At 54.0% G+C, this 24763-nt stretch carries 14 protein-coding genes; 10 read left to right on the forward strand and 4 right to left on the reverse strand.

Annotated features, from left to right (window positions below; all coding sequences use genetic code 11):
- Window positions 1-2: 2 nt before the first annotated feature.
- Both D3P08_RS19595 and D3P08_RS19600 read left to right on the forward strand, forming a co-directional pair.
- Window positions 3-785 carry a DeoR/GlpR family DNA-binding transcription regulator gene (locus D3P08_RS19595; RefSeq protein WP_119601917.1) on the forward strand — a complete coding sequence of 261 codons (783 nt, stop codon included), beginning with the start codon at window positions 3-5 and terminating at the stop codon, window positions 783-785.
- 195 nt (window positions 786-980) lie between these two features.
- Entirely contained in the window at window positions 981-2480 is a 1500-nt protein-coding gene (locus D3P08_RS19600; protein WP_119601704.1) for a serine hydrolase domain-containing protein, read from the forward strand.
- 84 nt (window positions 2481-2564) lie between these two features.
- Here the strand turns inward: D3P08_RS19600 and nagA are convergent, their stop codons facing one another.
- Together nagA and nagB are read right to left on the reverse strand one after the other, a co-directional pair.
- A complete protein-coding gene (gene nagA, locus D3P08_RS19605; protein ID WP_119601706.1) occupies window positions 2565-3758 on the reverse strand; it encodes an N-acetylglucosamine-6-phosphate deacetylase in 1194 nt (397 codons plus the stop codon).
- A complete protein-coding gene (gene nagB / locus D3P08_RS19610) occupies window positions 3759-4484 on the reverse strand; it encodes a glucosamine-6-phosphate deaminase (RefSeq protein WP_119601707.1) in 726 nt (241 codons plus the stop codon).
- Between the two features lie 217 nt (window positions 4485-4701).
- Here nagB and fni point away from each other — a divergent pair, with 217 nt between their 5' ends.
- Window positions 4702-5775 carry a type 2 isopentenyl-diphosphate Delta-isomerase gene (fni, locus tag D3P08_RS19615; protein ID WP_119601919.1) on the forward strand — a complete coding sequence of 358 codons (1074 nt, stop codon included), beginning with the start codon at window positions 4702-4704 and terminating at the stop codon, window positions 5773-5775.
- A gap of 65 nt (window positions 5776-5840) precedes the next feature.
- Complete coding sequence (locus tag D3P08_RS19620; protein ID WP_119601709.1) at window positions 5841-6884, forward strand: MBL fold metallo-hydrolase; 1044 nt, start codon at window positions 5841-5843, stop codon at window positions 6882-6884.
- Here the strand turns inward: D3P08_RS19620 and D3P08_RS19625 are convergent.
- Both D3P08_RS19625 and D3P08_RS19630 read right to left on the reverse strand, forming a co-directional pair.
- Window positions 6856-8481, reverse strand: coding sequence for a response regulator (locus tag D3P08_RS19625; RefSeq protein ID WP_119601711.1), 1626 nt, complete (start codon window positions 8479-8481; stop codon window positions 6856-6858). The two genes, D3P08_RS19620 and D3P08_RS19625, sit on opposite strands and share 29 nt — an antisense overlap.
- A 34-nt stretch (window positions 8482-8515) precedes the next feature.
- Complete coding sequence (locus D3P08_RS19630) at window positions 8516-10258, reverse strand: cache domain-containing sensor histidine kinase (protein ID WP_162848537.1); 1743 nt, start codon at window positions 10256-10258, stop codon at window positions 8516-8518.
- A 269-nt stretch (window positions 10259-10527) separates the two neighbouring features.
- Between D3P08_RS19630 and D3P08_RS19635 the strand changes: the two genes are divergently transcribed.
- The 6 genes from D3P08_RS19635 (at window position 10528) to D3P08_RS19660 (ending at window position 24712) form a co-directional block, all read left to right on the forward strand.
- Complete coding sequence (locus D3P08_RS19635; RefSeq protein ID WP_119601922.1) at window positions 10528-11382, forward strand: ABC transporter permease; 855 nt, start codon at window positions 10528-10530, stop codon at window positions 11380-11382.
- A 30-nt stretch (window positions 11383-11412) separates the two neighbouring features.
- Entirely contained in the window at window positions 11413-12291 is an 879-nt protein-coding gene (locus D3P08_RS19640) for a carbohydrate ABC transporter permease (RefSeq protein ID WP_119601715.1), read from the forward strand.
- 128 nt (window positions 12292-12419) lie between these two features.
- On the forward strand, window positions 12420-14153 hold the full coding sequence (locus tag D3P08_RS19645; protein WP_119601717.1) for an extracellular solute-binding protein: 1734 nt from the start codon (window positions 12420-12422) through the stop codon (window positions 14151-14153).
- A 143-nt stretch (window positions 14154-14296) separates the two neighbouring features.
- Window positions 14297-22342 carry a carbohydrate binding domain-containing protein gene (locus D3P08_RS19650; RefSeq protein ID WP_119601719.1) on the forward strand — a complete coding sequence of 2682 codons (8046 nt, stop codon included), beginning with the start codon at window positions 14297-14299 and terminating at the stop codon, window positions 22340-22342.
- A gap of 258 nt (window positions 22343-22600) precedes the next feature.
- Window positions 22601-23572 carry a class II fructose-bisphosphatase gene (gene glpX / locus D3P08_RS19655; RefSeq protein WP_119601721.1) on the forward strand — a complete coding sequence of 324 codons (972 nt, stop codon included), beginning with the start codon at window positions 22601-22603 and terminating at the stop codon, window positions 23570-23572.
- Window positions 23573-23671: 99 nt separating this feature from the next.
- Window positions 23672-24712, forward strand: a complete 1041-nt coding sequence (locus tag D3P08_RS19660) for a serine hydrolase domain-containing protein (RefSeq protein WP_162848538.1) — start codon at window positions 23672-23674, stop codon at window positions 24710-24712.
- Window positions 24713-24763 lie beyond the last annotated feature (51 nt).

Raw genomic sequence — 24763 nt, forward strand, 5'->3', positions numbered from 1 at the left:
TGATGATGGATGGAACCGGATCCAAAGGACAAAGACGCCGTGAGGCGATTCTTCAGCTGCTGAAGCAGCAGGGTCGGATTACGATTACGGAAATGGTGGAGCGCTTCGGATGTTCAGAGGCGACGGCGCGCCGCGATTTGGAGCAAATGGAAGGCGAATATCCGGTTATCCGGACGATCGGCGGCGCGATGTACGACGGCATGAGCACGATGAGAGAGCTGCATTTTGCCGAGAAAGAAGGGCTGTCGATTCTCGAGAAGGAGAAGATCGCGCAGCTGGCGGCTTCGCTTATCGTGGAAGGAGACGTCATCGGATTGTCCGGCGGCACAACCAACTTCCTGCTGGCCAAGCTGCTGAAATCCCGGAAAGGGATCACCGTCGTTACCAATGCGGTCAATATCGCGATGGAGCTGGCCGGCAGCCAGATTCAAGTCGTTGTGACCGGCGGTATAATGCGGCACAACAGCTTTGAGCTGTGCGGACCGCTCGGCGAAGGAATGGTGGCGCAGCTGCACATCGGCAAGATGTTTATTGGGGTTGACGGCATTTCGGCAGCCGGCGGGATCTCAAGCTATTCCGAACAGGAGGCGCAAATCGCCAAAGCGCTGATCGGCCGGTCGCAAGAGACCTATGCGGTATTCGACCATACGAAGACGAACCGCACCTCCCTGTTCTCGGTTGCGGCGCTGTCGGAGCTGAAAGCGGTCATTACGGATTCGGAGCTGACAGGCGAGCTTGCGGGCGCGCTGCAGCAGCATCAAGTATCCATGTATGTCACGGATTAGAGCACGGAGTTGAATAGGAAGACAGACGGCCGCCAGGTGGGATTCCTGGCAGGCCGTTTCTTTTTTTATAATGACAACTTTGTAAGATTTAGGACGGAATCTGTCACGCAAATCGATAGGTCGGAGCTTCCATTGAAGGTAGACTATCTTCATGAGCACAAGCCAAAGATAGAGTGATGGAGGAGAAGCCCTGTTATGAAAGGATTAAGACGAGCTTGCAGGACATTGCTCTGCGCCATTATCGGAATAACCGCTATGCTGAGCGGTCTCCCTTCCTCAGCGGAGGTTCGGGCGCAAGCTAACGTACGAGAGTTCGACACCCAAAAGCTGGATGCCTTCATGGAAACGTCCATGCAGAGCTTAAACATTCCCGGCGCGGCAATAGCTGTTGTGAAAGGAGATCAAGCGGTGTACTGGAAGGGGTACGGCGTCTCCGGCCCGGATAAAAAGCCTGTAACGCCTCAAACCCCGTTTGTGCTGGGCTCTACCAGCAAATCATTTACAGCCGTTGCTGTCATGCAGCTGGCCGAGGAAGGCAGGATCGATCTCGACGCTCCGGTACAGCGTTACCTGCCTTGGTTTAGAGTCGCCGATGAAGAAGCCTCTGAAAAAATAACAGTGAAACATTTGCTCCACCAAACGAGCGGCCTATCCACCTATTCCGGCCAGGTCTCGCTGGCCAAAGGAAACAAGACGCTCGAGTCGCATATCAGAGGCTTAAAGGATACGGCGTTGACCGAGCCGGTAGGCTCCGTGTTCCAGTATTCCAATACAAACTATGATATTCTTGGAGCGATCATTCAAGAGGTTTCCCATATGCCTTATACCGAATATGTGAAGCAGCGCATTTACGAGCCGTTGGATATGCAGCACAGCTACGCTTCACCTGAAGAGGGAGAAGGCGGGGGACTCGCGACCGGGTATCAGCCTGTGTTCGGATGGATGGTGCCGACCAAGCAGCTGGAGCATCAAGGCACCGTTCCTTCGGGCTACCTGATCTCGAGCTCGGAGGATATGTCGAAATATTTAATTGCCCATATGAACGGCGGCCGATACGGCGATACCGCGCTGCTATCGGAGCAGAGCGTCGGCCTGTTGCATAAGCCTGCTGCTTCTATGTGGGGAGATGCCTTTTACGCGATGGGCTGGACGGTCGAACACGACAAGCTGTATCATGACGGCTCAACCGAAAACACCTATTCCAAAATGGTCATTGACGGCGAGTACGGAGTCATTCTGCTGATCAACGCGATGGATTTTTTTCATATCGATTCTTATGACAGCATTATGACTGGGATTGTCGGAATGCTACAGGGACAGGATCCCCCAAAGCTTGAATCCTCCGAGTACAAACAAACGTATATGGTGCTGGATATTGCGGCAGCGGCCGTGTTGATTTATCTCGCTTTCTCCATTTACCGGCTGTTCAAATGGAGAACCAGGTTTCACGCAACCGCTCTTCGTATCGGCTTTCATTTCTTGTTCGTCCTGCTTATCAATTGGCTGGTGCCTATAGGCCTGTTATTGGCAGTGCCTAAATTGCTCGTCCCTTGGCCGGTTGTCATGGCATTTTTGCCCGGCTTTGGACATTTCATGTTTGTCATTCCGGTCCTGCTAATAAGCGTGGGATTGATCAAAGTCATACTCATCCTTCGCAGCATTGCGGGTAAAAGAAAAAAAGTGTTCGCGCATTAAGGCACCGCGCATTCGTCATCATACAAAGAAGGCGTTCCCGAAAGTCATCACTGACTTTTAGGAACGCCTGTTTTCGGTTATCCGTTAAATTTCATCCTTGCAGAATACCGACCGGCCGCGCACCCACGTCTGCTCCACGCTCAGTTCGGCGTTTGTTAAGACAAGATCGGCATATTTCCCTTCAGCGATGGAGCCGGTCTGATCAAAGATGCGCAGCTCTCTAGCAGGGTTGCCGCTTGCCAGACGGCTGACGTCTACTATATTCAGCTTCGTATGTTCCAATATATAACGGAACGCTTTAATCATCGTTAAGCTGCTTCCCGCGAGGTTATTGCCCTCACGCAGCCTTGCCGTTCCGTTCTTTACAACGACGGCCAATCCGCCAAGCTCATAGGTTCCGTCAGGCATGCCTGCAGCTTCGATCGCATCGGTTACCAGGATCACTTTGTCAAGCGGCTTTGAGGCGAGCAGGATGGCAATAGCAGCAGGATGCACATGCTCTCCGTCGGCGATAATCTCCGCATAAATTCGGTCGTCCGACAATACCGCGCCTAGCGTCCCTGGTTCGCGGTGATGCAAGCCGCGCATGGCGTTATACGTATGAACCGCATGCGACAGCCCCGCGTCTGCGGCGGCGATGATATCTTTATAATAGGCGTCGGTATGGCCGGCAGCGGCGATAATGCCGTTCTCGGCCATCCAGGCAATCGCTTCGACAGCGCCTTGCCGCTCCGGCGCCAGCGTCAGCATCTTAATGAGGCCGGGATGTGTCGCTTTCCAGCTCTTCAGCCAGTCAAGCTGCGGATCGATAATATACGCAGGGTTCTGGGCGCCTGGCCATTTCTCGCTTATGAAGGGGCCTTCCAAATGAACGCCGATCAAGGCCGCATAAGGCATCCCGGCTTCTTGATAGGAGGTAACGGCGTTCAGAACAGCCTCGATCGCTTCCTTAGACGCTGTCATCGTAGTCGCCAGCATTCCTGTTGTGCCATTCGACGCATGGAAACGCGTGATCCGGTCATAGCTTTCCCGGTCGGCGTTCATGAAATCGCCGCCGAAGCCGCCGTGGACGTGCATATCGATAAAGCCGGGAAGCAGCCAGCCGCCCTTGCCGTCAATTCTCGCGACATCCCCTTGCAGGACTTCTCCGCTCTCCGAGTCCTTCGGAATAATCGTATCGATATTACCGTCTTTGACAAGCACGCCGCCTGCAACAACCTGTTCTTCCAGCACAAGGTTTACGTTATGAATGTACCAAGACGAGTTTGTTTGTGTCATTTACTCCAGAAACCTCCCTGCTTCCCGATCTACCAGCACGATTAACCTCGGGTGTGTCTGCAGCAACGAAGCGGGAACCTGAGTCGTAATGGGACCCGTCAAAGCTTCTTTTACGATCCGGGCTTTATCCGAACCGCGCACAACCAGCAGAATCGTATTTGCCTTCAATATGGAGCCTACGCCCATCGTTACCGCTTCTCTCGGCACCTCGTCGATCGAAGCGAAGAAGCGGGCGTTCGCTTCGCGCGTCTCTTCCTTGAGCTTCACGACATGCGTGCCGGCTGTCAGCTTATCGTCCGGCTCATTAAAGCCGATATGGCCGTTGTGGCCAAGCCCGAGCAGCTGGATATCGGCCGGACGCTCATTCAGCATGGCATCGTACCGCTTGCATTCCGCTTCCGGGTCTTCCGCCATTCCGTTAGGCAGATGGGCCTGACCGGAGGGAATATCTACGCGGGAGAAGAGATGCTTATTCATATAATAGGCATAGCTTTGATCGTTATCCGGCGTAAGGCCGACATATTCGTCGAGATTGTATGTCGTGACGCCTTTGAAGCTCACTTTTTTTTGATGATAGCTTTCTACCATTTTCTCATATATACCGATAGGTGTCGATCCTGTGGCAAGTCCCAGCACAGCGTTCGGTTTTTCGTTAATCAGCTTGGTGAAGAGCTCCGCTGCGTACACATCAAGCTGCTCCGACGTTTCAAAAATTTTAAGCTCCATGGTTAGGCCTCCCAATGTTTGGTGTTCTCACGCATTCCTTATGATTTAAGTGTATATGAAACGAAGAGGATAAACAATAATTATGATTAAAAAAATCAAACAAATGATTGTAAAGATCATCATCAAACCGTATTTCTCCTCGCCATGGGGCAGAAGAAAAAGTTTCAAGAGTATGCTATGCTTATCCATATCATGCAGAGGAACGGAAACAGGAGGAATGGCATTGAAGGAACGGCATGAGCCATCGGGCGAGACAGCTAAACGGAAAGGCGAGCATATTCGAATCTGCTTGCAGGAGGACGTGGAAGGCAAAGGCGGCGGCACGGGGCTTGCGCAATACCGCTTTATCCATAACGCGCTTCCTGAGCTGAGCTTCACTGATATCCGGCTGGACACCGAATGGCTGGGTTGTCTCATGAAGGCGCCTTTGCTAGTCAGCTCCATGACCGGGGGAACCGATGAAGCGGGAGCGATTAACCGGCGTCTTGCGATTGCGGCGGAAGAAAGGGGCTGGGCGATTGGCCTCGGCTCGATGCGCGCGGCGATTGAGAAGGAAGAGCTGGCGGAGACATTCCGTATTAGACGTGAAGCGCCAACGATTCCCGTTATCGCGAATGTAGGCGCGGTGCAGCTGAATTACGGATTCGGCGTGGAGAACTGCCGGCGCGCGGTGGAGCTGGCGGAAGCGAACGCGCTTGTCCTGCATTTAAATGGATTGCAGGAGGTTTTTCAGCCGGAGGGAGATACGAACTTCTCCGGGCTGCTGAAGAAGATTGAGGCCGTCTGCGCAAACAGCGCCGTTCCGGTAGGCGTGAAGGAGGTCGGCTGGGGCATCGACGGCGAAACGGCATACAGACTAAGTGAGGCCGGCGTTTCCTTCATCGATGCGGCGGGCTCCGGCGGCACGTCATGGAGCCAGGTGGAGAAGTTCCGCGTGAAGGATCCCATTCGCAGGGAAGCGGCGGAGGCGTTCGCAGACTGGGGTCTTCCGACCGCGGAGAGTGTTCAGGCGATTCGAAGCCATCTGCCGGGCATAAGCTTAATAGCTAGCGGCGGGCTTGTCACCGGTGTGGATGCGGCGAAGTCTTTGGCGCTCGGCGCTAACTTGGCAGGGTTCGGACGGGCGCTGCTGCCTCAAGCCGCAGGTCCTGCAAAGGACATATCCCTTGATCTTCTGCTGCGCCAATTCGAAATTATAGAGTTCGAGCTTCGCACTGCGATGTTCGGAATCGGCGCGGGCACAATCGAAGAGCTGCGCAGTACGGCTCGGCTTGTTAAGAAAACGAACTAGGCTTTTCTAATGTAGAGAACGGACTTCCCTGCTTTCGGGCGGAAATGAAGGAGAAGACAACAGCAATGAGAACAATAGGTGAGAGAAGCGGATGGACGGAAGCGATAGCGAGGCTGGACCGGGGATGGGTGCAGGTGAAAGTGCCGCTGCCCTTTTCGCTTCGCTGGGTGAACAGCTATATCGTGCCGGAAGCGGACGGCTTCACCGTAATCGATCCGGGGCTTGGCACCGCGGAGGCCAAAGCGCTATGGGAGGATGTGCTGGCAGGCCTCGGCATCGAATGGAAAGCGATAAAACGGGTATTGCTGACGCATCAGCATCCCGACCATTACGGTCTTGCGGGGTATGTTCAACAGAAGAGCGGCTGCGAAGTATGGATGAGCCGGCGTGCCCATGCTTACGCGAGACGCTTATGGGGCCCGGGAAGCGACTTCCCTTCCGCGCTTCGCGAGCTCTACTTGGAGCACGGAATGCCAGGTGAAGTGATGGATTCGATCGAAGCGAATCTGGACAGCTTTATCGCCCGCGTGCTGCCGGAGCCGCAAGTTACCTACATGGAAGCGGGAGAGACGATCAGGCTCGGAGACTTAAACTGGGAGATGATTGACGCGCCGGGGCATGCTTTCGGCCAGCTTTGCTTTTATCAGAGAGACATTCGGTGGATGATTTGCGGAGATCAAGTGCTGCCGCGCATAACACCGAATGTCAGCGTCGTGCCGGGGGAAGAGAAGGATCCGTTGGCCGCGTTCCTTAACAGCCTAGAAACGCTGAAAGCCTATGAAGTGGACTATGCGCTGCCGGGACATCGCGATCCGTTCGAAGCGTTTAGGACTAGAATCGACGAGCTGATCCGTCACCATGATCGAAGGCTGAAGGAAATGGAAGAACTGCTCGCGCAAGAGCCCCAAACCGCTTTCGACCTATGCGAGAAGCTGTTCGGGGCTCGTCTGCGGGAGAATCCGCATAACCTGCGGTTTGCCATGTCGGAGACGCTGGCTCATTTATATTATTTGGAGCAGCGCGGACGGGTCCGCGCCGTTCGGGCTTCCGGCAGCGCGGTTGTCTTCCTTGCGGACGCGGCTAACGGTCGCGGAAATCCTGAGGCGTGATGCCGTACCGGTCCTTGAACACTTTAATGAAATAACTTGTTTTCTGATACCCGACTTTGGCGGCGATTTCGTATATCTTATCAGAGGATGACCGCAGCATGTGAGCGGCCGCCTCCATCTTGAGGCGGGACAAATATTCGCTGATGCCTTCCCCGGTCTCGAGCTTATACACTTTGGACAGGTAGGAAGGGTTCAAATAGACATGGTCCGCAATAGATTGCAGGGATGCGTCCGCCAGGTGGTTCGAGACGTATTCCTGCACCTTCTGAATAAGTCCCGTCCGGGAATCCTGCGTACGGTCCGTCATGCAGGCTTTATAGGCCGCAATCGCATCGTTTATCCACGATCTTAGCTGAGCGATCGTATGAAAGCGGGGGCCGCTTAGCAATTGATTAAATTCCTGTCCGAGACATTCCGACAGCCAAAGCTTGTTCTTATGGACCGCATAGCTGAGCGAGCTGACGACCGCGTAATACGTCTCCAGGATGTGCTCGTGGGAATCGCCGCGTTTCCGCTCTAATTCCTCGAATATATCGTCGAGCTTCCGGCTCACACCGTCCCACTGGCCGGCCTCAAGCAGATGGTTAAGCAGCGGCGGATGATAAAGCTGGGTAAGAGAGTTCGCCTCTCCTTCGCCGTGTTGCTGTTCCTCGCTGAGCGTCAGCAGGAAATCCCTCTCTCCGCCGATACGCTGGCGGAAGCTTCCAAGCAAGCTTTCATAATAGGCAGACAGCTTCTCCGGGAACGTTCCTTGCTTACTTAGAACAAGGGAGACCGTTCCTTTCAAATAAAGCTTCACATAGTGCTGAAGATGAGCAACCTTCTGCTCAATCGTTTGCGGGACCATCGCTTGCGCCATGCGGGCTTCAGGCAAATTCGGTCTCGGCAGAATAAGAAACACATAATAGCCGTATTCGTCCTTCACATACCACAGCTGATGGTCTTCGAAAATTTCCTCCGCGATATTGCATACCGCATATTCAAGCAGAGAGCTGTCGCTCTCGGATTGCTCGTAGAAATAATCCTCCATCCGAAGCAGCATCATACAGTAGGGCGAGTTCCATCCGATGCTGAGCTCCATCATTGAGAGCTGCTGCATCAGCTCGTCTTCCCGCACCCGGTCATTGCGAAGCAAGGAGCTTAGCAGGTGCGAACGAAGGGTTGGCAGGTTGTCCCGAAGCGTTGCGAGTGCGCTCTGATGCGAGCTGACCTCGCGCCACCGGTTCTCCAGCTCGCCGATCGCACGCTTGACCGCTCCAAGCAGCTCTTCGTCCTCTACCGGTTTCAGCAAATAGTCGCTCGCTTGGCTTTTGAGCGCGCGCTGCGCGTATTCGAAGTCGTTGTAGCCGGACAGAAGAATACATTTGATATGGTTCCACGTCTCCCGGACCGTCTCGATCAGGTCCAGTCCCGACAGGCCGGGCATCCGGATATCGGTAATCAATATATCAATTGGCGTAGCTTTCATAATGTCGAGCGCCTCCGCGCCGGAGTGCGCCTGATAGACGTTCCCGATTCCGATGCCGCTCCACGGCAGCATCGTCGCCAGATCCTCGACCAGATCCGGCTGGTCGTCCACAATCAGTAATTGATACATATCGCTTACAGCTCCTCTATGTTGGTCTCATTCGTTATGACGCCTGCTGCTGTCCCTTATCCGGCCAAGCCAGCTGTACCCTTACTCCGCCTTCCGGCCGGATGCGGAAGCTGATCGACGCTTCCGGGCCGAACTGGAACAGCATCCGCTGCCTAATGTTCCACAGCGCGCATCCGGTATTGTCATCCGGCGTATCCAGCAGGTCGCGCTCGAGCTTCTGCAGCGCCTCCTCGCTCATCCCGACGCCGTTATCCTCGACGGTCAGCGTGTTCCAGCCATCGGACGAGGCGCCCGATATCGTAATCAAACCGTCGCCGTCGTATTGCTCAATGCCGTGCAGGACGGCGTTTTCGGCGATCGGCTGCAGCAGCAGCCTTGGGATTTCAAGCGACAGCATCGACTCCGGGACATCGATTCGGTACGTCATATGCTGAATATGGAAACGCTGGATTTCCAGGTAGCTCTCGAGCAGCTGCAGCTCCTCTTGAAGCGTGGCGGTAAGCTTCTCCACTCGTGTTGTGTAACGGTAATACTTGGACAAATGCATGCTCAGCGTCATGACGGATTCCTTCTTATCGAGTCTCGCCAAGCTTCGGATGAGCGCGAAGCAATTGTATAAGAAATGCGGATTGATTTGCGATTGCAGCTGCTTCACATTGGCTTCGCGGCGGCGCAGCTCCTCGACATACACTTTTCCGATCAGCCGCTCCGTCTCGGCGGCCATATCGTTGAACCGCTGGAACAAATAGCTGAATTCGTTCTTCGGATCGACGTTGATCCGCGCGGAGTAGTTGCCGTCCTGCAGCCTCTTCACATTGCGGATCAGCAGTCCGATCGGCCGCTGCACGTTGCGGTACAGCAGATAGCCGGCTAGCAGGCTCATGATGAGCAGAAGCGTAACGGAACCGTAAAATAAAACCTGGCTTTTGACGATCGGCTGCAAAATATTTTCAATAGGAACGTAATCGACCAAATACCAATCGAGCGTCTCGATATGCGCGAAGGTGACCAGGTAATCGCTTTTTTCAAATTTGACAATTTGATTGCTTGAGCTCGGCTGCAGCTCCTTCGAATGGACAAGCTGTCCGATATAGCCGGCCATCTCTTTATTCGCGCTTTTGTTCCGGATCGTCCGGCCATCGGGTCCCAGCAGGAACGGGTCGCCTTTGCCTGTTTCCTTGAACGTGTCCAAATCTTTGATAATATGCTCCTCGGGAAACGAGATTTCGACGATGATGCCGGCTTCCTCCAATTTGTCCAGCTTGTTGCGGGGCTTCACGATATGGCGGACGAACCGCTGCTGCTTAAAGCCTTGAACGGTCATCTCCTCGTAACGCCAGTTCGGAGCCAGCAGCTTTTTGACGGTTTCCAGATCGTAGGACAGGTACGTATTGGTCGAGACGAACTGCTGATTCGCGGGAGCAAGGATGCTGTACTGGGTATCCCAGCGCTGGGATACGTTCAGCAGGCGAAGCCGCTCCATAATGCGAAGCCGTTCATCGTTTCGTTCGTAAGCGCTTTCGATTAAATGGAGCGTCTGCAGCTGCTGGATATGAATATCTTCGCTAAGCAGGAAGCCAAGAGAAGTGAGCGTCGTTACGCTCCGGTCGATCTCGGTTGCCAGATAGGTAATATCCTTTTGCTTCAGCGAATGCATCTCTTCTTTGATGACCTGAATGCTTGTCCGAATAGAAAGCGTATACAATAAAATAATGGGAATTAATAGCAAAATAATAAGAGACATAATTTTAGCGAACGTGTTTTCTCTTAACCGCATAGATACTCCTCGCTCTCGGTGGTAATAAACGTCTGCAGGAGACAAAGAAATTGGCATCGTTCCAAAGAACGTGGTCTATAAGCCTAGGAGAGAGTGCTGATAGAATTATATTACAGGAGAGAATCGAAATTACAAACCAATTTTTTGGAAAGGGGCGGAACACAGTGGAGAGTGCGATCAACGAACCGCTGCAGCAGCAAAGCCAAATCAGCCGAAATAAAAAAGAGCGGAACAGAGAGAAGTTCAGTCGCACTTGGCCTTTGCATCTCATGCTGCTGCCGGCGGCTATCGTAACGCTTATTTTTGCGTACGTGCCGATGGGCGGACTTGTGATGGCGTTTCAGGACTTTAAGCCTTACGACGGAATATTCGGGTCGAAATTTATCGGGCTGGAGCATTTCCGGTTTATGTTCGAATACCCGGACAGCAAGGAAGTTATCGTCAATACGCTTGTCATTTCCGGATTAAAAATCGTGTTTGGCTTAATTGTGCCGTTTGTATTCGCTATATTGCTGAACGAGATTCGTAAAATGTTTTTCAAGCGCGTCGTGCAGACGCTTGTTTATTTGCCGCACTTTATCTCGTGGGTTATACTCGGCGCGATTCTGACCGATATGCTCGGCAGCAAAGGCATCGTGAACACGACGCTGAACTCGCTGGGCGTGGAGACAATCCCTTGGCTGGCGGACGGCGATTGGTTCCGGTTTACAGTCGTCGTGAGCGATATTTGGCAAAACTTCGGCTTCAATACGATCGTATTTCTAGCCGCGCTGGCCGGCGTCAATCCGGCGCTGTACGAGGCGGCCGAGGTGGATGGGGCCAACCGCTGGAAGCAGACGATCCATATTACGGTGCCGGCGATGATTCCAATCGCTGTCGTGGTGGGCACCTTGTCGCTGGGCAACATCCTGAACGGGGGCTTCGACCAAATCTTCAACCTTTACAATTCGCTTGTCTATGATAAGGGCGATATTATCGATACGTTCGTATACCGGACGGCTATCTTGAACGGACAATACAGCTTCGGTACGGCGGTCGGCATGTTCAAATCGGTGATCGGTTTGATTCTGATCGTAATCGCGTACCGGTTGGCTTACAAATTTGCCGGATATCGCATTTTCTAAAACGAGACAAGAGAAAAAGGGTGAAAAAGCATGTACTATAAGACGACAGGGTATAAATTATTTTCCGTATTCAATTATGCGCTGCTGGCCGTCATCTGCGTGTCCTGCATACTTCCGCTCATTCATATTCTTGCGGTCAGCTTCAGCGCCAGCGCGCCGGCCAACTCGAACCTGGTCGGACTATGGCCGATCGGCTTTAATTTCGAGGCCTACAGCAAAACGCTTAATAATGATAACTTCCACAACGCATTGTGGGTCGGCGTAGAGCGGACGGTGCTCGGAACGGTGATCGGGATGGGGCTGATGACGCTGGCGGGCTACGCGCTATCCAAGGAAGGAAGAGGATTCCGCAGCCGCTCCATCTATATGTGGTACTTCCTGTTCACGATGCTGTTCAGCGGCGGAATCGTGCCGTCCTATATGCTGATCCGCAACTTGGATCTGATGAACACGATGTGGGCGCTCGTGCTGCCGCTTGCGATTAATGTCTTCAATATGGTGCTGATGATGAACTTTTTCCGCGCTGTGCCGAAGGAGCTGGAGGAAGCGTCGCTCATCGACGGCGCCGGCCAATTCCGCACGTTAATCAGCATTTATTTGCCGGTATCGATGCCTGCAATCGCGACGATCTCGCTGTTCACGATGGTGATGCACTGGAATTCGTGGTTTGACGGCTTGCTGTATATTACCGATTACCGAAAATATCCATTATCTACCTTTTTGCAAACCGTTATCGTGCAACAGGATTTCAATAAAATTAATCCCGATGTCAACGAGCTGAAAAACATTTCGCAGCGCACGGTGAAGTCGGCGCAAATCTTTATCGGCACGCTGCCGATCCTGCTTGTTTACCCGTTTTTGCAGCGTTATTTCGTAAAAGGAATTATACTTGGAGCTGTAAAAGAATAAGCGACAAAATGGCATCAATGACAAAAAAGTGGTCTTTCAATGGTACATGCACGGAATTATGATTACATTATAACGAATATGAAAAATTCGTTATTTATAACATTATTTAACTTACAGGGGGTAACAAAATGAAAAAATGGCTATCACTGCTGTTGACGTTGTCCTTTGCGGTTGCAATCGCAGCATGCTCGGGCGGCAACGGCAACAACGAACCGGCGCCAAGCAGCTCGGCTAACTCGGGAAGCAATAACAGCGCTTCCGAGGCTCCAAGCGGCGATAACGGTTTCGTAGACGGCAAATACACGACGCCGATCACGCTGACGACCGTATGGGGTCTTAACGAAAACGCGGCAATCTTCAAGGAAGGCGAAAGCATTGAAGATAACGTGCTCTCCCGCACGATCAAAGAACGCCTCGGCATTGAAGTGAAATACAATTGGGTAGTAACGAATACGAATGACGCTTATAAAACAAAGCTGCGCCTGATGCTTTCTTCGGGCGAAAAAATGCCGGACGTCGTCGTATACCGCGGCGACTTGGAAACGGTTAACATGCTGATCGACTCCGGCCAGTTCATGCCGGTCGGGGATCTCGTCGACCAATACGCGAATGAGACTTACAAGAAAGGTCTCGAGCTGGACCCGGCAATTTGGTTGCCGATTACCCGCGACGGGCAAAAAATGGCGCTGCCGATTCTGGACTACGCGTACAACGGCGACCATGTCATGTGGGTACGTCAAGACTGGCTGGATAACGTAGGTCTTGAGGCGCCTAAAACGATTGCCGAAATGGAAGCGGTAATGGACGCTTTCGTTAACGGCGACCCGGACAAGGACGGTCAAAAGAATACAATCGGTCTGGCTACGGGCTTTAAAAACGGCTTTAACAACTGGATGACGGACATCGGCTTCTTATTCGGAGCGCACGGCACAATGCCAGGTCAATGGAATTTGACGGCAGACGGCAAGCTGGAGCACGGGTCGATTAACCCTGCTGCCAAAGACGCGCTGGCTAAGCTGAAGGAATGGATGGACAAAGGCTACATTTCGCAGGATGCCGCACTGTTCGACGAAACAACGGGCTCCGAGCTGTTCACGAAAGGCGAAGCAGGTATTATTTTTGGACCAAACTGGCTGCCGGCATGGCCGTTCCCGGATCTGCAAGCCAACGTTCCAGGCGCGACTTTCAAAGCGTATCCGGTTCCTGCAGGCAACGACGGCAAAATCGGTTCCGCAGGCGGCAACCCGCCGTCCAACGGTTATATCTTCATCAACAAAGATTCCAAGCATCCGGAAGCGATTCTGCACTACTACAACTGGTTCTTCGATAACACGGCGAATCCGCAGCCAGGCAGCGAATTCGCGAACGGCTTCGCGGAAGGCTATGACTACGCGCTTCTCCCTGACGGCACGCTGACGGCAGACGCGAAGAAATATCCGGAGCTGTTCCCTGGTCTGAAGGAGCAAACGGCGCCGCCGCTGTTCTACTCGCTCACGTACGAAGGCGCGCGCATTCCGACCTTGTATGCGGATACGCATGTGAAGCTGGCAAGCGGCGCAGCGCCGGAAACGCCGTACGAGAAGCAAGAGTTTAATACGCGTACCAAAGAAAACATCGACGCGATGAAGGTCGTTGTGGATCAGAAGGATATCCGCATGAAGAACTACTACATGGGACCGCTGACCGAAACGATGCAAAGCAAAAACGAATTGCTCAACAAGCTGCTGAACGAAACCTACAGCAAAATCGTGTATGGACAACAGCCTTTGGATTCCTTCGACACGATGGTCGATAACTGGCTGAAATCCGGCGGCGAGCAAATTACGAAAGAAGTTAACGAATGGTACGAAAAAGCTAAATAAAGGCTAAACGGTTTAACGGCCTGCCAACTGAAAGTTTCAACATTGGACTCTAAGAGGCGGGCCGTTTTTTTTATGCCAATGTAAACGATTACATTCGATAAAAGTCGACAGCTTTCATAAATGGAAGGGAGAGTTCTGCACGTATGATGAAAAAAAGGTTATCCGCGATACTGGTCGCATCGATGCTGTTTTCCATGATGCCAGGCTGGGCGAATGGCGCGGCTGCAAATGCCTCAAGCACGGCCGCGAGCGTCGCGGAAGAAAGCCATTGGGGCATAGAGACGATGAAGGATTGGGTTGAAAAAGGGCTAATGGCCGGTTATCCGGACGGATCGCTTAGGCCGAATGAGCCGGTTACGCGGGCGCAATTCGCTCATTTAATCAACAGCGTATTCCGTTATCCTGCCAGCGCGGCTCCCGCCTTTTCGGACGTGCCGGAGACGGCTTGGTATTACGCCGATGTTGCGGCGGCGGCGGGCGCCGGCATCATTAACGGTTATCCGGACGGCCAGTACAAGCCCGGCGCTTATGTCCGCAGACAGGACGCCGCGAAAATGGTGGCCGGAGCGTTTAAGCTGATGGCCTCGGAAAAGGAGCTGTCGGCCTCTCCATTATCGCGCTACAAGGACGCGGACGAGGTGCATGCCTATGCCGAGAACGCTCTTGCAAAGCTGACCACTGACGGCAGCATGAACGGCTATCCGGACGGCACACTAAGGCCGCTTAAACCGGTTACGCGCGCGGAAGCCGTAGCCCTGCTCAGCGAATTGGCAGGCGAGGTCATCCAAGCTCCGGGAACGTATAAAGATATGAAGCTGGACGGCAATCTTGTCGTCAACACGGCAGGCGTGAAGCTGGAAAACGCCGTTGTAAACGGAAATATGTATGTGACGGCAGGCGTCGGAGAAGGCGATGTGGAGATTGCGGATTCCGAAGTTCTTGGCGCTCTTCACATTAACGGGGGCGGCAGCGAAAGCGTTCATATTCTTAAATCCCGTATCGGCACGTTGATCGTCAACCGTCTGGAGGGAACCGTAAGGGTCGTTCTTGGCGAGCAGTCTAACGTAACCGAGATGGCGGTAGAGAATAAATCCATAATTGAATTGGAGGAAGGAGCGTTCGTTAAACTGCTTCGTTTCCTCGAAAGCGCGGAAGGCAGTACGCTGCGGTCCAAGGGCAGCATCGAAGAGATTTTGAATGAGGCGGGAGTTGAAGTGACTGGAGTTTCTCCGTCGCCGACACCTACGCCAAGCGCGCCGAGCGGTCCGGTTATTACGCCGGCTCCCACGACGACTCCAAGTCCGGGACCAACCGATCTGCCTGACGCTGACGATTGGAAGCTCGTCTGGAGCGACGAGTTCGATAAATCGGGAGACAATTTGGATCCGAACGGCGTCGATAAGGACAAATGGGGCTATCAGCTCGGAACGGGCGCTCAATACGGCTTGGACGGCTGGGGCAATAATGAGCAGCAATATTACCGTTCCGAGAATATTGCCGTGGAGAACGGAATGTTAACGATTACCGCCAGGAAAGAGGCGCATGAAGGAAAGTCGTACACATCCGGCAGGTTGTTTACGGAGCCGACGTTCTCCCAAACCTATGGCAAATTCGAAGCCCGCATCAAGCTTCCCGAAGGCGAAGGTCTATGGCCCGCATTTTGGATGATGCCGAAGGACAGCGCATATGGCGCCTGGGCAGCATCCGGCGAGCTGGACATTATGGAAGCAAGGGGCCGTTTGCCGGAAGAGGTCGGCGGAACGATCCACTTCGGCAGAAATTGGCCAAACAATAAAGCGACCGGCGATGTGTACCGCTTCGAGGAAGGCGAAAATATTACAGACTTCCACGTGTACGGCGTAGAGTGGGAGCCGGGTGAAATTCGGTGGTATGTGGACGGCGAGCTGTACCAGACCATCAATAATTGGGATAGCTGGGGCGCGGGGCAGCCTGCGAAATACGCTTATCCGGCACCGTTCGATAAGCCTTTCTATATGATTTTGAACTTGGCGGTAGGCGGCAACTACGACGGCGGCAGATTGCCGAAAGATTCCGATCTTCCGGCCGAAATGGTTGTCGATTACGTCCGCGTCTACGAGCTTGACGGCCAGCCTTACCGTACGCCGGTCGAGCCGGTTATAGACGCGGAGCCGTATCCGGCGGATTATAAAGAGCCGATAAATGGCAGCTTTGTTTATGACACTTCGTTCCAGCAGCCCGTTGCGGATATTACGACAGCAGGGGCTTTGAATGAGGACTACTGGAACTTCGTCCGCGTACCGGATTTCGGGGGAGCGGGTGAAGACAGCATCGACGTAATCGATGGGACGCGTTACTTTAAAGCCGATATTACAAACGGCGGAAACGCGGCGCACGCCGTGCAGCTGATCCAGAACGTGACACTTGGCAAAGGCAGATGGTATAAACTCAGCTTTGACGCCAAATCGAACGCGAATCGTGCGATGACCGTTAAGCTTGGCGGCGGAGAAAGCCGCGGATGGTCCGTCTACTCGGACAGTCTTCAGGCGAATCTTTCGAGCGAGCTGCAAAGCTATGAAATGACGTTCCAAATGGCAAGCGAAACCGACACGCTGGCTCGCCTCGAATTTAACATGGGTCTCAGCACGCAGCCGGTATGGATCGGCAGCGTGCGCCTTGAAGAAACGACGGCGCCGGATCCTTATGCCGAAAATGTCGATAAAGAGCCGCTTGAAGACGGCAACCATGTTTATAACGGAAGCTTTGACCTCGGTTACATGCACCGGATGACATACTGGCAGCTGCAAAACGAAGGCGACGCTTCATCGCAAGGGTCAGTAGACCAAGATGATAGGGAGCTTAAAGTTGCCGTTTCATCGCCAGGCTCATCCGCAAGCGATATTGCGCTGGTGCAAAAGGGACTTACGCTGGTTGACGGCAATGAATACCGATTGACCTTTAAAGCAAGAGCGTCCGGGGAAAAAACGATCGCGGCGGAGCTGCGCAAGCAGGACGGATCGGTCTATGCTGAAGCGAAGTCGGTAACGATCGGCACGGAGATGGAAGAACACGCCTTGACGTTCTGGGTTGAAGGCGGCGAAGGGGCATCCAGCCAGCTGGCGTTCCTCTTAGGCGGCGCAAACGGCGATGTCTATGTGGATGATGTGCGGCTCGTGCGCACAACCGACAACAATATCGGGGAGCTGCCGCTGTCGGATCAATTCCCGCTTAAAAACGGCGATTTCTCGAACGGCAAAACGAGCTGGAGCGAGCATGTTCAAGGCCGGTACGACGGCTGGGACCAAGTGACCGGCTTCAGCGTTCAGGACGAAGCGATGGTCGGCCATATTTCCAGCGTCGGCAACAATCCATGGGATGTCATGCTGATGCAGACGGACTTTGCGCTCAAGAAAGGCCAAACCTATGTCATTAGCTTGGATGCGAAAGCTTCGTTAAACCGGGAGACGGAAATCGTGCTCGATATAAATAACGGCGCGACAAGACTATTATCGAAACGCGAGGCGTTAACGGAGAATTGGAAAACCTTCAACTACGAGCTTGAAGTAACGGCGGACGCGACGGCTTCCTTTAAAATGCTGCTTGGCAAACTGGCGGATGCTGCTTCGATTACCGTCCCGCATCAGGTTTGGGTCGATAATGTGAAGGTGGAAGTCAAGGATGCGAGGAAGGACGCGTTCTTGGCGGTCAATGGCTATTTCGACAACGGCATGACGGATTGGCTGACTCACGTGCAAGGAGTATACGACGGGCCGTCCAGAGCGGTGTTCGCTGAAGAAAACGGCGGGCTTCGCGCATCCGTTCAGCACCCGGGCGTAAATCCTTGGGACATTGTGCTCTCCCAGCCCGCAGTAAATCTGAAGAAGGGCCAGACGTATATCGTATCGTTTGTGGCGAGGGCCGCGACGCCTCGTTCCATGGATCTGTCGGCCGAAAATACAGCCTATTTCCGCTATTTGGATAAAAGGCTGAAGGTTGAGGACTATACGCAGGCCTACAGCTTCGAGTTTACGATGCCGAAGGATGATTCGGTCAGCCTGAAGTTTTTGTTCGGCAAGCTGCCGGACGATGCAGAAGCGGCCAACGACATTTTTATCGACAACGTTCGGTTCGAGCTGAAAGGCGCGCAGGAGGCGACGGGGGAGAAGACGCGAGCCGGCCATAACATTGGCCTGACTGCGCCTCCAGTCGTCTCGCCGGACGCAAGCAATAACGTCGTGGGCGGGGAGATCGTGCTGACGTTCGCGCCAAACGCGGCATGGGCAGCCGGCATCAATAAGGTTTTTGTGAATGATATCTTATTAACTGCGGACCAATACGAGGCTGCTTCCACGCAGCTGTCGATAGACGGCGAGGTGTTCGGCGAGGCGGGGACCTACACGATTACGATCCGGGCGGCAGGCTTCGAGCCTGCCGCGGTGACGCAGGAGATCGTAACCGAGTCGATGTGGACTTTAGTATGGAACGATGAATTCGACGGTTCGGGCGTTAGGCTTGACACGAACGGGGTCGACCTCGAAAAATGGGCTTATCAGGAAGGCACCGGCGTCGAGTATGGCGTAGCCAACTGGGGCAATAACGAGCTCCAATATTACTCGAAAAACAATATATCGGTCGAAGACGGAAAACTCGTCATCGAAGCGAAAAACGAAAGCATGGGCGGCAAAGCGTATACGTCCGGCCGCTTGTGGACATCGCCGACCTTCGCTAAAAAATACGGAAAATTTGAGGCGAGAATGAAGCTGCCGGCCGGAACGGGCTTATGGCCCGCGTTCTGGCTGATGCCGAAGGATTCCGAATACGGCGGATGGGCCTCTTCCGGCGAGATCGATATTATGGAAGCGCGCGGAAGACTTCCGCACGAGGTGGACGGTACAATCCATTATGTGAAAAACTCTCCGAATAATAAATTGACAGGCTCCAGCTACGAGTTCCCGGAAGGACAGGACTTTACGGCTTATCATACGTATTCCGTGGAATGGGAGCCCGGCGAGCTGAGATGGTATGTGGACGGCAATCTGTATCAGACGATTAACGACTGGCATAGCTGGGGAGCGGGCCAGCCGGACAAATACGCTTTTCCCGCGCCTTTTGACAAGGAGTTCTACATCATCATGAATCTGGCTGTCGGCGGCAATTACGACGGCGGACGCGCGCCCGACCCGGGCGTAATCCCGGCGGCAATGGAAGTCGATTATGTTCGCGTATACGAGTTGACCGGGCGCGAGTATAAGGAGCCGGTCGAGCCGGTTCTTGTAAAAGACGATTTTCCGCAGGACGGCAAGCCGCCTGTTAACGGCAGTCTAATCTATGATGCGGGTTACGCGGAGGGCATTACGGATGTAACGGCAGCCGCTCCGGATATGAATATGACGTATTGGAACTTCCTCCATGACAATGAGTTTGGCGGGAAAGGTTCGGCATCCGTCGAGACGATTGACGGCGGCACCTTTGCCAAGTTCTCGTTGACCGAAGGGGGGAACGCGGTTCACGCGCTGCAGCTTATTCAATATTTGACGCTGACCAAAGGCCATTATTACAAGCTTACTTTCGACGCGAAAGCGGAAGCGAGCCGCGGCATGAGCGTCAAATTCGGCGGCGACGCCAGCAGCAACTGGGCGATTTATTCGGATAACTTCAATGTCGCGCTGAAGGAATCGCTCGAATCCTATGAGTTCCGCTTCCAGATGACGGGCAGCACGAACCCGCTGGCGCGGTTAGAATTCAACATGGGTCAAAATATTAGCGACGTATGGATCGGCAACGTAAAGGTTGAAGAGATCGATATGCTCAGCTCGCCGGATGATCCGAAGTCCCCGCTTAATAACGGTAACCACGTTTACAACGGGGCCTTCGATTTAGGCACGATGGACCGGATGAAATATTGGCATGTCGATGCGGCGGAAGGAGCTGCGGTAACGGCGGCCGTCGATCCGGATGAGCGCTGGCTGACGGCGGACGTGACATCCGGCGGAGCAGGCGTCGGCGATATAACGCTGACGCAGAAGGGTATTCAATTGCTGCAAAGCGACACGTACCAGCTAAGCTTTGACGCATGGAGCGAAGCCGGGCGCTCGATGGCCGTTCGATTGGCGAGTAAAGACGGCGGTACCGTATATGCGGGACCTTTTGCGGAAGAGCTCGGTTCAACGAAGGAACGCTACACGCATACGTTTACGATGCCGGAGGGCGTTACGGATCCGGAAGCGCAGCTGCAGGTGCTGCTTGGCGGCGCGACGGGAGACGTTCAGCTTGACAATGTGGAGCTGATCCGCACATCGAACCGTAACGTTGACTACACGGGCGTTGACTTGTACCCGGTGAAAAACGGCGATTTTTATTTCGGCTTAAATGGCTGGGAGCCGTTCACGCAAGTCGGAGCGGCGGCTTTCGGCATGGAGGACGGAGCGGCAAGAGTTCATGTCACGAATGTAGGCACGGAAGGCTGGAACGTGATGCTGAACCAGTCCAGCCTTCAGTTGACAGGCGGATTGAGTTATGAGCTGGCGTTCGATGTCCGGTCAAGCGTTGCAAGAGATATTGAGGTATCGATTGAAAACGGCGCTTACGAACGCAGATTTTTCTCGGGATCGCTGGCTGTTACGCCGGAGACGAAGCGGTATACCTTTGTGTTCCGCATGCCGATCGACGAAACAACGGCGCTCAAATTTATGATGGGCAAGACGCCGAACAGCGTTTCGGCTGCTCACGATATTTTCGTCGATAACGTAACGCTTAGCGTGCAATACGCGCCGGCATTACGTCCTGCGACCGTTATTCCTGACGAAGACGGCAACTTCGCGGGAGCGGATGCCGAGCTGGCTTATTCGCCACATGAGGCTTGGGCAAGCGCAATTTCAGGGGTTCTGGTCAATGATATCGAATTGGCGGCTGACGATTATACGGTCAATGATGGGCATATCACGATCGCTGGAACGGTTTTTCCGCAAGAAGGCATTTATGCGATTGTGATTAAAGCGGACGCGTACGCGGACGTAACGGTCCGTCAAGAGATGCTGGCTGCCGACGGCAACCTTGTGCTGAACGGCGATATGACTCAAGGACTGGCTAGCTGGGAGACATGGGAAGGCGAAGGCGGCGATTCGACGGTTACTGCGGAGAACGGAGCGGCCAAAGCCGTCATTCATTGGCATGGCGGTATGCACCCGCAGTGGAATGTGCCAATCAGCTGGTCGACGCAGCTGAATCAATCCGGCATCGAGCTTAAAGCAGGCAGGATGTATGAGCTTAGCTTCAACGCTTGGAGCACCGCCGACCGCCCGATTGCGGTCGAGCTTGGCGGCTATAACGGAGCTGCGCAGGTTCTGTTCAACTTAAGCTCGAACAGCGAAGCCGCGCATAAAACCGTGCTTCGTCCCGGCGGCGACATCACGCTTGCGCTGAAGTTTCTGCTCGGCAATGTCGTCAATGGCGATCTGAAGACGCCGGACGCGGAGCACGCCGTCTTTATCGATAACGTTGCGATTCGCGAAGTCGCCGCGCCTCCAGCCCTGACGGCCGACGCGAGCGAGAATAAGGTTGGCCAGAGCATAACGGTCACATTCCCGGATTCGGAGACGTGGCGTTCTTCGGTCCAATCCATCCGCGTCAATGGAACGCCGGTCAGCTCGGACCTGTACATCCTTGAAGCAGGCCGTCTGACGCTTGATGCAAGCGTATTTCCGTCCAAAGGAACGTACGCGATCGCTATAGAGGCGACGGGATACGGGCTGAACGAAGTGACGCAGGAAGTGAAGACGGCCGCTGCTAATATCGCGCTGAACCGATCTGCGGACGCCTCTACCGGCAAAGCTTCGGCCGGTCTAGCCTTTGATGGGAATACGGGAACAAGATGGGAATCCGAGTTCGCCGACCCGCAATGGCTGACGGTTGACCTCGGCGGCTTGTATGAACTGGAGGAAGCCGTTCTTCGTTGGGAAGGCGCGTTCGCGAAAAATTACAAGCTGCAAGTCTCCACTGCATCGGTGCCGGGTGAAAGCGATTGGGTTGATGTCCACGCCGACGCGAACGGGAACGGCGGAATCGATACGATTGCGCTGAATGGAGCGGATGCCCGCCACATTCGAATATGGGGTGCGGAGCGCGGCACGCCGTACGGCTACTCCTTGTGGGAGGTTGAAGTGTACGGCACGCTGATCGAAGCAGGCGGGGCGGACGGTTCGGGAGAATGATTCGGACTCCCAACAGAGAATCGTGAAACGATAACAAATAAGCATAGTAACAGGCTGTCTACTCCTGTCTTGAAGACGAGGAATAGACGGCCTGTTTTCTTTCTATAAGGATATTTTATTTGTTTGTTTAGAACTCATTATAGCGAATTATGCATCCTATATATTGCGTCATATTTAATTATATGTTACATATTAAATGAATTAATACGCACTAATTTCATCTTAGTTAGACGAACAAATAGGAGAGGGAGAAGGACAATGGAGAGAGAACTTGCTTTAGAGATCGTACGGGTAACGGAGCTGGCCGCATTGGCGTCGGCGCCATGGATGGGACGCGGGGATAAAAACGGCGCCGACGGCGCAGCTACGTCAGCGATGCGCGCGATGTTTGATTCCGTATCCATTCGAGGCACGGTCGTTATTGGGGAAGGGGAAATGGACGAGGCGCCGATGCTATATATCGGAGAGCAGGTCGGCAGCATGAACGGCCCTGAGGTGGATGTGGCCGTCGATCCGTTGGAAGGAACGGAGATCGTTGCCAAAGGGCTGAACAATGCGCTCTCCGTCATTGCCGTCGCCGGCAAAGGCCAGCTCCTCCATGCGCCGGATATGTATATGGAGAAGCTGTCGTACGGTCCCTCGCTTGTCGGGAAGCTGAGCATTACGGATCCGATGGAGACGACGCTGCGGAAAGCCGCGGACGCGCTTGGCAAGAAGGTAGCCGATTTAACCGTTATGATCCTGGATCGAACGCGTCATGAGTCGCTGGTGAAGACGCTGCGCAAGGTTGGCGTCCGCATCAAATTTTTGTCGGACGGCGATGTGGCCGGCGCCATGGCCCCGGCATTCCCTGAGGCGGGCATTGACTTGTATGTCGGCTCCGGCGGAGCGCCGGAGGGCGTATTGGCTGCGGCTGCGCTCAAGTGTATGGGCGGCGAGCTGCAAGGAAGGCTGATGCCCGCGGACGCATCGGAATACGAGCGCTGCATCGGCATGGGAATTGCGGATCCGTATCGTGTTCTCACGATGGAGGATATGGTCGGCACGGAGGATGTCATCTTCGCGGCTACCGGCGTAACGCCAGGCGAATTCCTTGGCGGGGTGCGTTACTTTCCGGATGAACGGGCAGAGACCCATTCCATCGTCATGCGCGCGAAGACGAAGACGATCCGGTTCGTCCGTTCCCTCCATTACCTCCCGAACAAGCCGCTGCTTCGGCAAGCGGAATAATCTTCGCATTACCCCTTCTCATAAGCGAACGCATGTTCTATAATGGATATGGAATTGGCGGATTCAATTGCCGGATGGGGTTCAGAGGAGAGTGGAGCATTGAGCGAATTGGCGGCATTTATTACGGAACGAATGAAGCATCATCAAGTGATCGGCTTTAGCGCGGTTATGACGGGAAATGATGAGCTTCGGGAGTCGGTTTGTCTTGGCAAGCTTGATGCAGTCGAAGAGGGCGAGGTTAGGCGCGATACGAGATTTGCAGCCTGCTCGATCAGCAAGCTGGGGACGGCTGTGCTCGTATTAGCGCTTGCCGAGCAGGGCCTTTTTCAATTGGATAGACCAATCAACGACTACTTAGCCGCATGGAAGCTGCCGATGCATTCGTCCCTAGGAGGCCGTGAAGCTTCGCTCATGGACCTTCTTAGCCATCAGGCCGGTATCGTTGATCGGGAAGGAAGCTTCGATATTCACCGGCAGGACGAGAGGCTTCCACCCATGGCTGAGATTCTTGCGGGCGGAACCCGGTATCATCCGGCCCCCGTCCAGGTGACCGAGGCGCCCGGCACTGCTTTTCGTTACTCGGATGCGGGGTATTGCGTCATTCAGCAAGCGATCGAGGATCGGTGCGGCAAAACTTTTGAGACCGTTATGGATGAAACGGTATTCGGGCCGCTCGGGATGACGGAAAGCTTATATTGCTCCCCCGATAGGATAATGCCAGCGGACCGTTTCGCATCGGGGCATGAACGGTCCGGAGCTCGGACGCGGGAGCGATTCCCTGTTTATCCGTTCCCGGCTGCGGCGGGATTATGGTCGACGCCGGCAGATCTGGCCAAGCTTTCGATTGAAATCATGAGGGCGTACAGAGGGGAGAGCAAGCTCGGACTGTCGCGGTTAAGCGCCAAGCAAATGCTGACGCCGCAGGGGAACAGCAATTTTGCGGGGCTGGGATTGTTTCTCGGCCAGGCGAAGGATGACATACAAGCGGCGTCTTATGGCTGGGGAGTCGGCTTCCAAAGCATGCTTGTTTTTCACCCGGCGAAGGGAGAAGGGATTGTGCTTATGCACAATACGGAAACGGGACGTCACCAGCTGGAAGGATTAATCGGAGACGTGCTCATGAAGCTGGGCTGGAGATAAATTTTAAAGAGAAGCCTCGCGGACCGATTGGGGTCTGCGAGGCTTTTTGCG

Origin of the sequence: Paenibacillus nanensis, from assembly GCF_003583765.1 — a bacterium.
Taxonomy (GTDB): Bacteria; Bacillota; Bacilli; order Paenibacillales; family Paenibacillaceae; genus Pristimantibacillus; species Pristimantibacillus nanensis.

What these genes read in the sequence shown, in the direction of transcription:
- D3P08_RS19650 (WP_119601719.1), top strand. Translation starts at nt 14,297, where the DNA reads ATGATGAAAAAAAGGTTATCCGCGATACTGGTCGCATCGATGCTGTTT.
- D3P08_RS19635 (WP_119601922.1), top strand. Translation starts at nt 10,528, where the DNA reads ATGCTGCTGCCGGCGGCTATCGTAACGCTTATTTTTGCGTACGTGCCG.
- D3P08_RS19620 (WP_119601709.1), top strand. Translation starts at nt 5,841, where the DNA reads ATGAGAACAATAGGTGAGAGAAGCGGATGGACGGAAGCGATAGCGAGG.
- fni (WP_119601919.1), top strand. Translation starts at nt 4,702, where the DNA reads ATGGCATTGAAGGAACGGCATGAGCCATCGGGCGAGACAGCTAAACGG.
- D3P08_RS19625 (WP_119601711.1), bottom strand. Translation starts at nt 8,481, where the DNA reads ATGTATCAATTACTGATTGTGGACGACCAGCCGGATCTGGTCGAGGAT.
- D3P08_RS19630 (WP_162848537.1), bottom strand. Translation starts at nt 10,258, where the DNA reads ATGCGGTTAAGAGAAAACACGTTCGCTAAAATTATGTCTCTTATTATT.
- nagB (WP_119601707.1), bottom strand. Translation starts at nt 4,484, where the DNA reads ATGGAGCTTAAAATTTTTGAAACGTCGGAGCAGCTTGATGTGTACGCA.
- nagA (WP_119601706.1), bottom strand. Translation starts at nt 3,758, where the DNA reads ATGACACAAACAAACTCGTCTTGGTACATTCATAACGTAAACCTTGTG.
- glpX (WP_119601721.1), top strand. Translation starts at nt 22,601, where the DNA reads ATGGAGAGAGAACTTGCTTTAGAGATCGTACGGGTAACGGAGCTGGCC.
- D3P08_RS19640 (WP_119601715.1), top strand. Translation starts at nt 11,413, where the DNA reads ATGTACTATAAGACGACAGGGTATAAATTATTTTCCGTATTCAATTAT.
- D3P08_RS19645 (WP_119601717.1), top strand. Translation starts at nt 12,420, where the DNA reads ATGAAAAAATGGCTATCACTGCTGTTGACGTTGTCCTTTGCGGTTGCA.
- D3P08_RS19600 (WP_119601704.1), top strand. Translation starts at nt 981, where the DNA reads ATGAAAGGATTAAGACGAGCTTGCAGGACATTGCTCTGCGCCATTATC.
- D3P08_RS19595 (WP_119601917.1), top strand. Translation starts at nt 3, where the DNA reads ATGATGGATGGAACCGGATCCAAAGGACAAAGACGCCGTGAGGCGATT.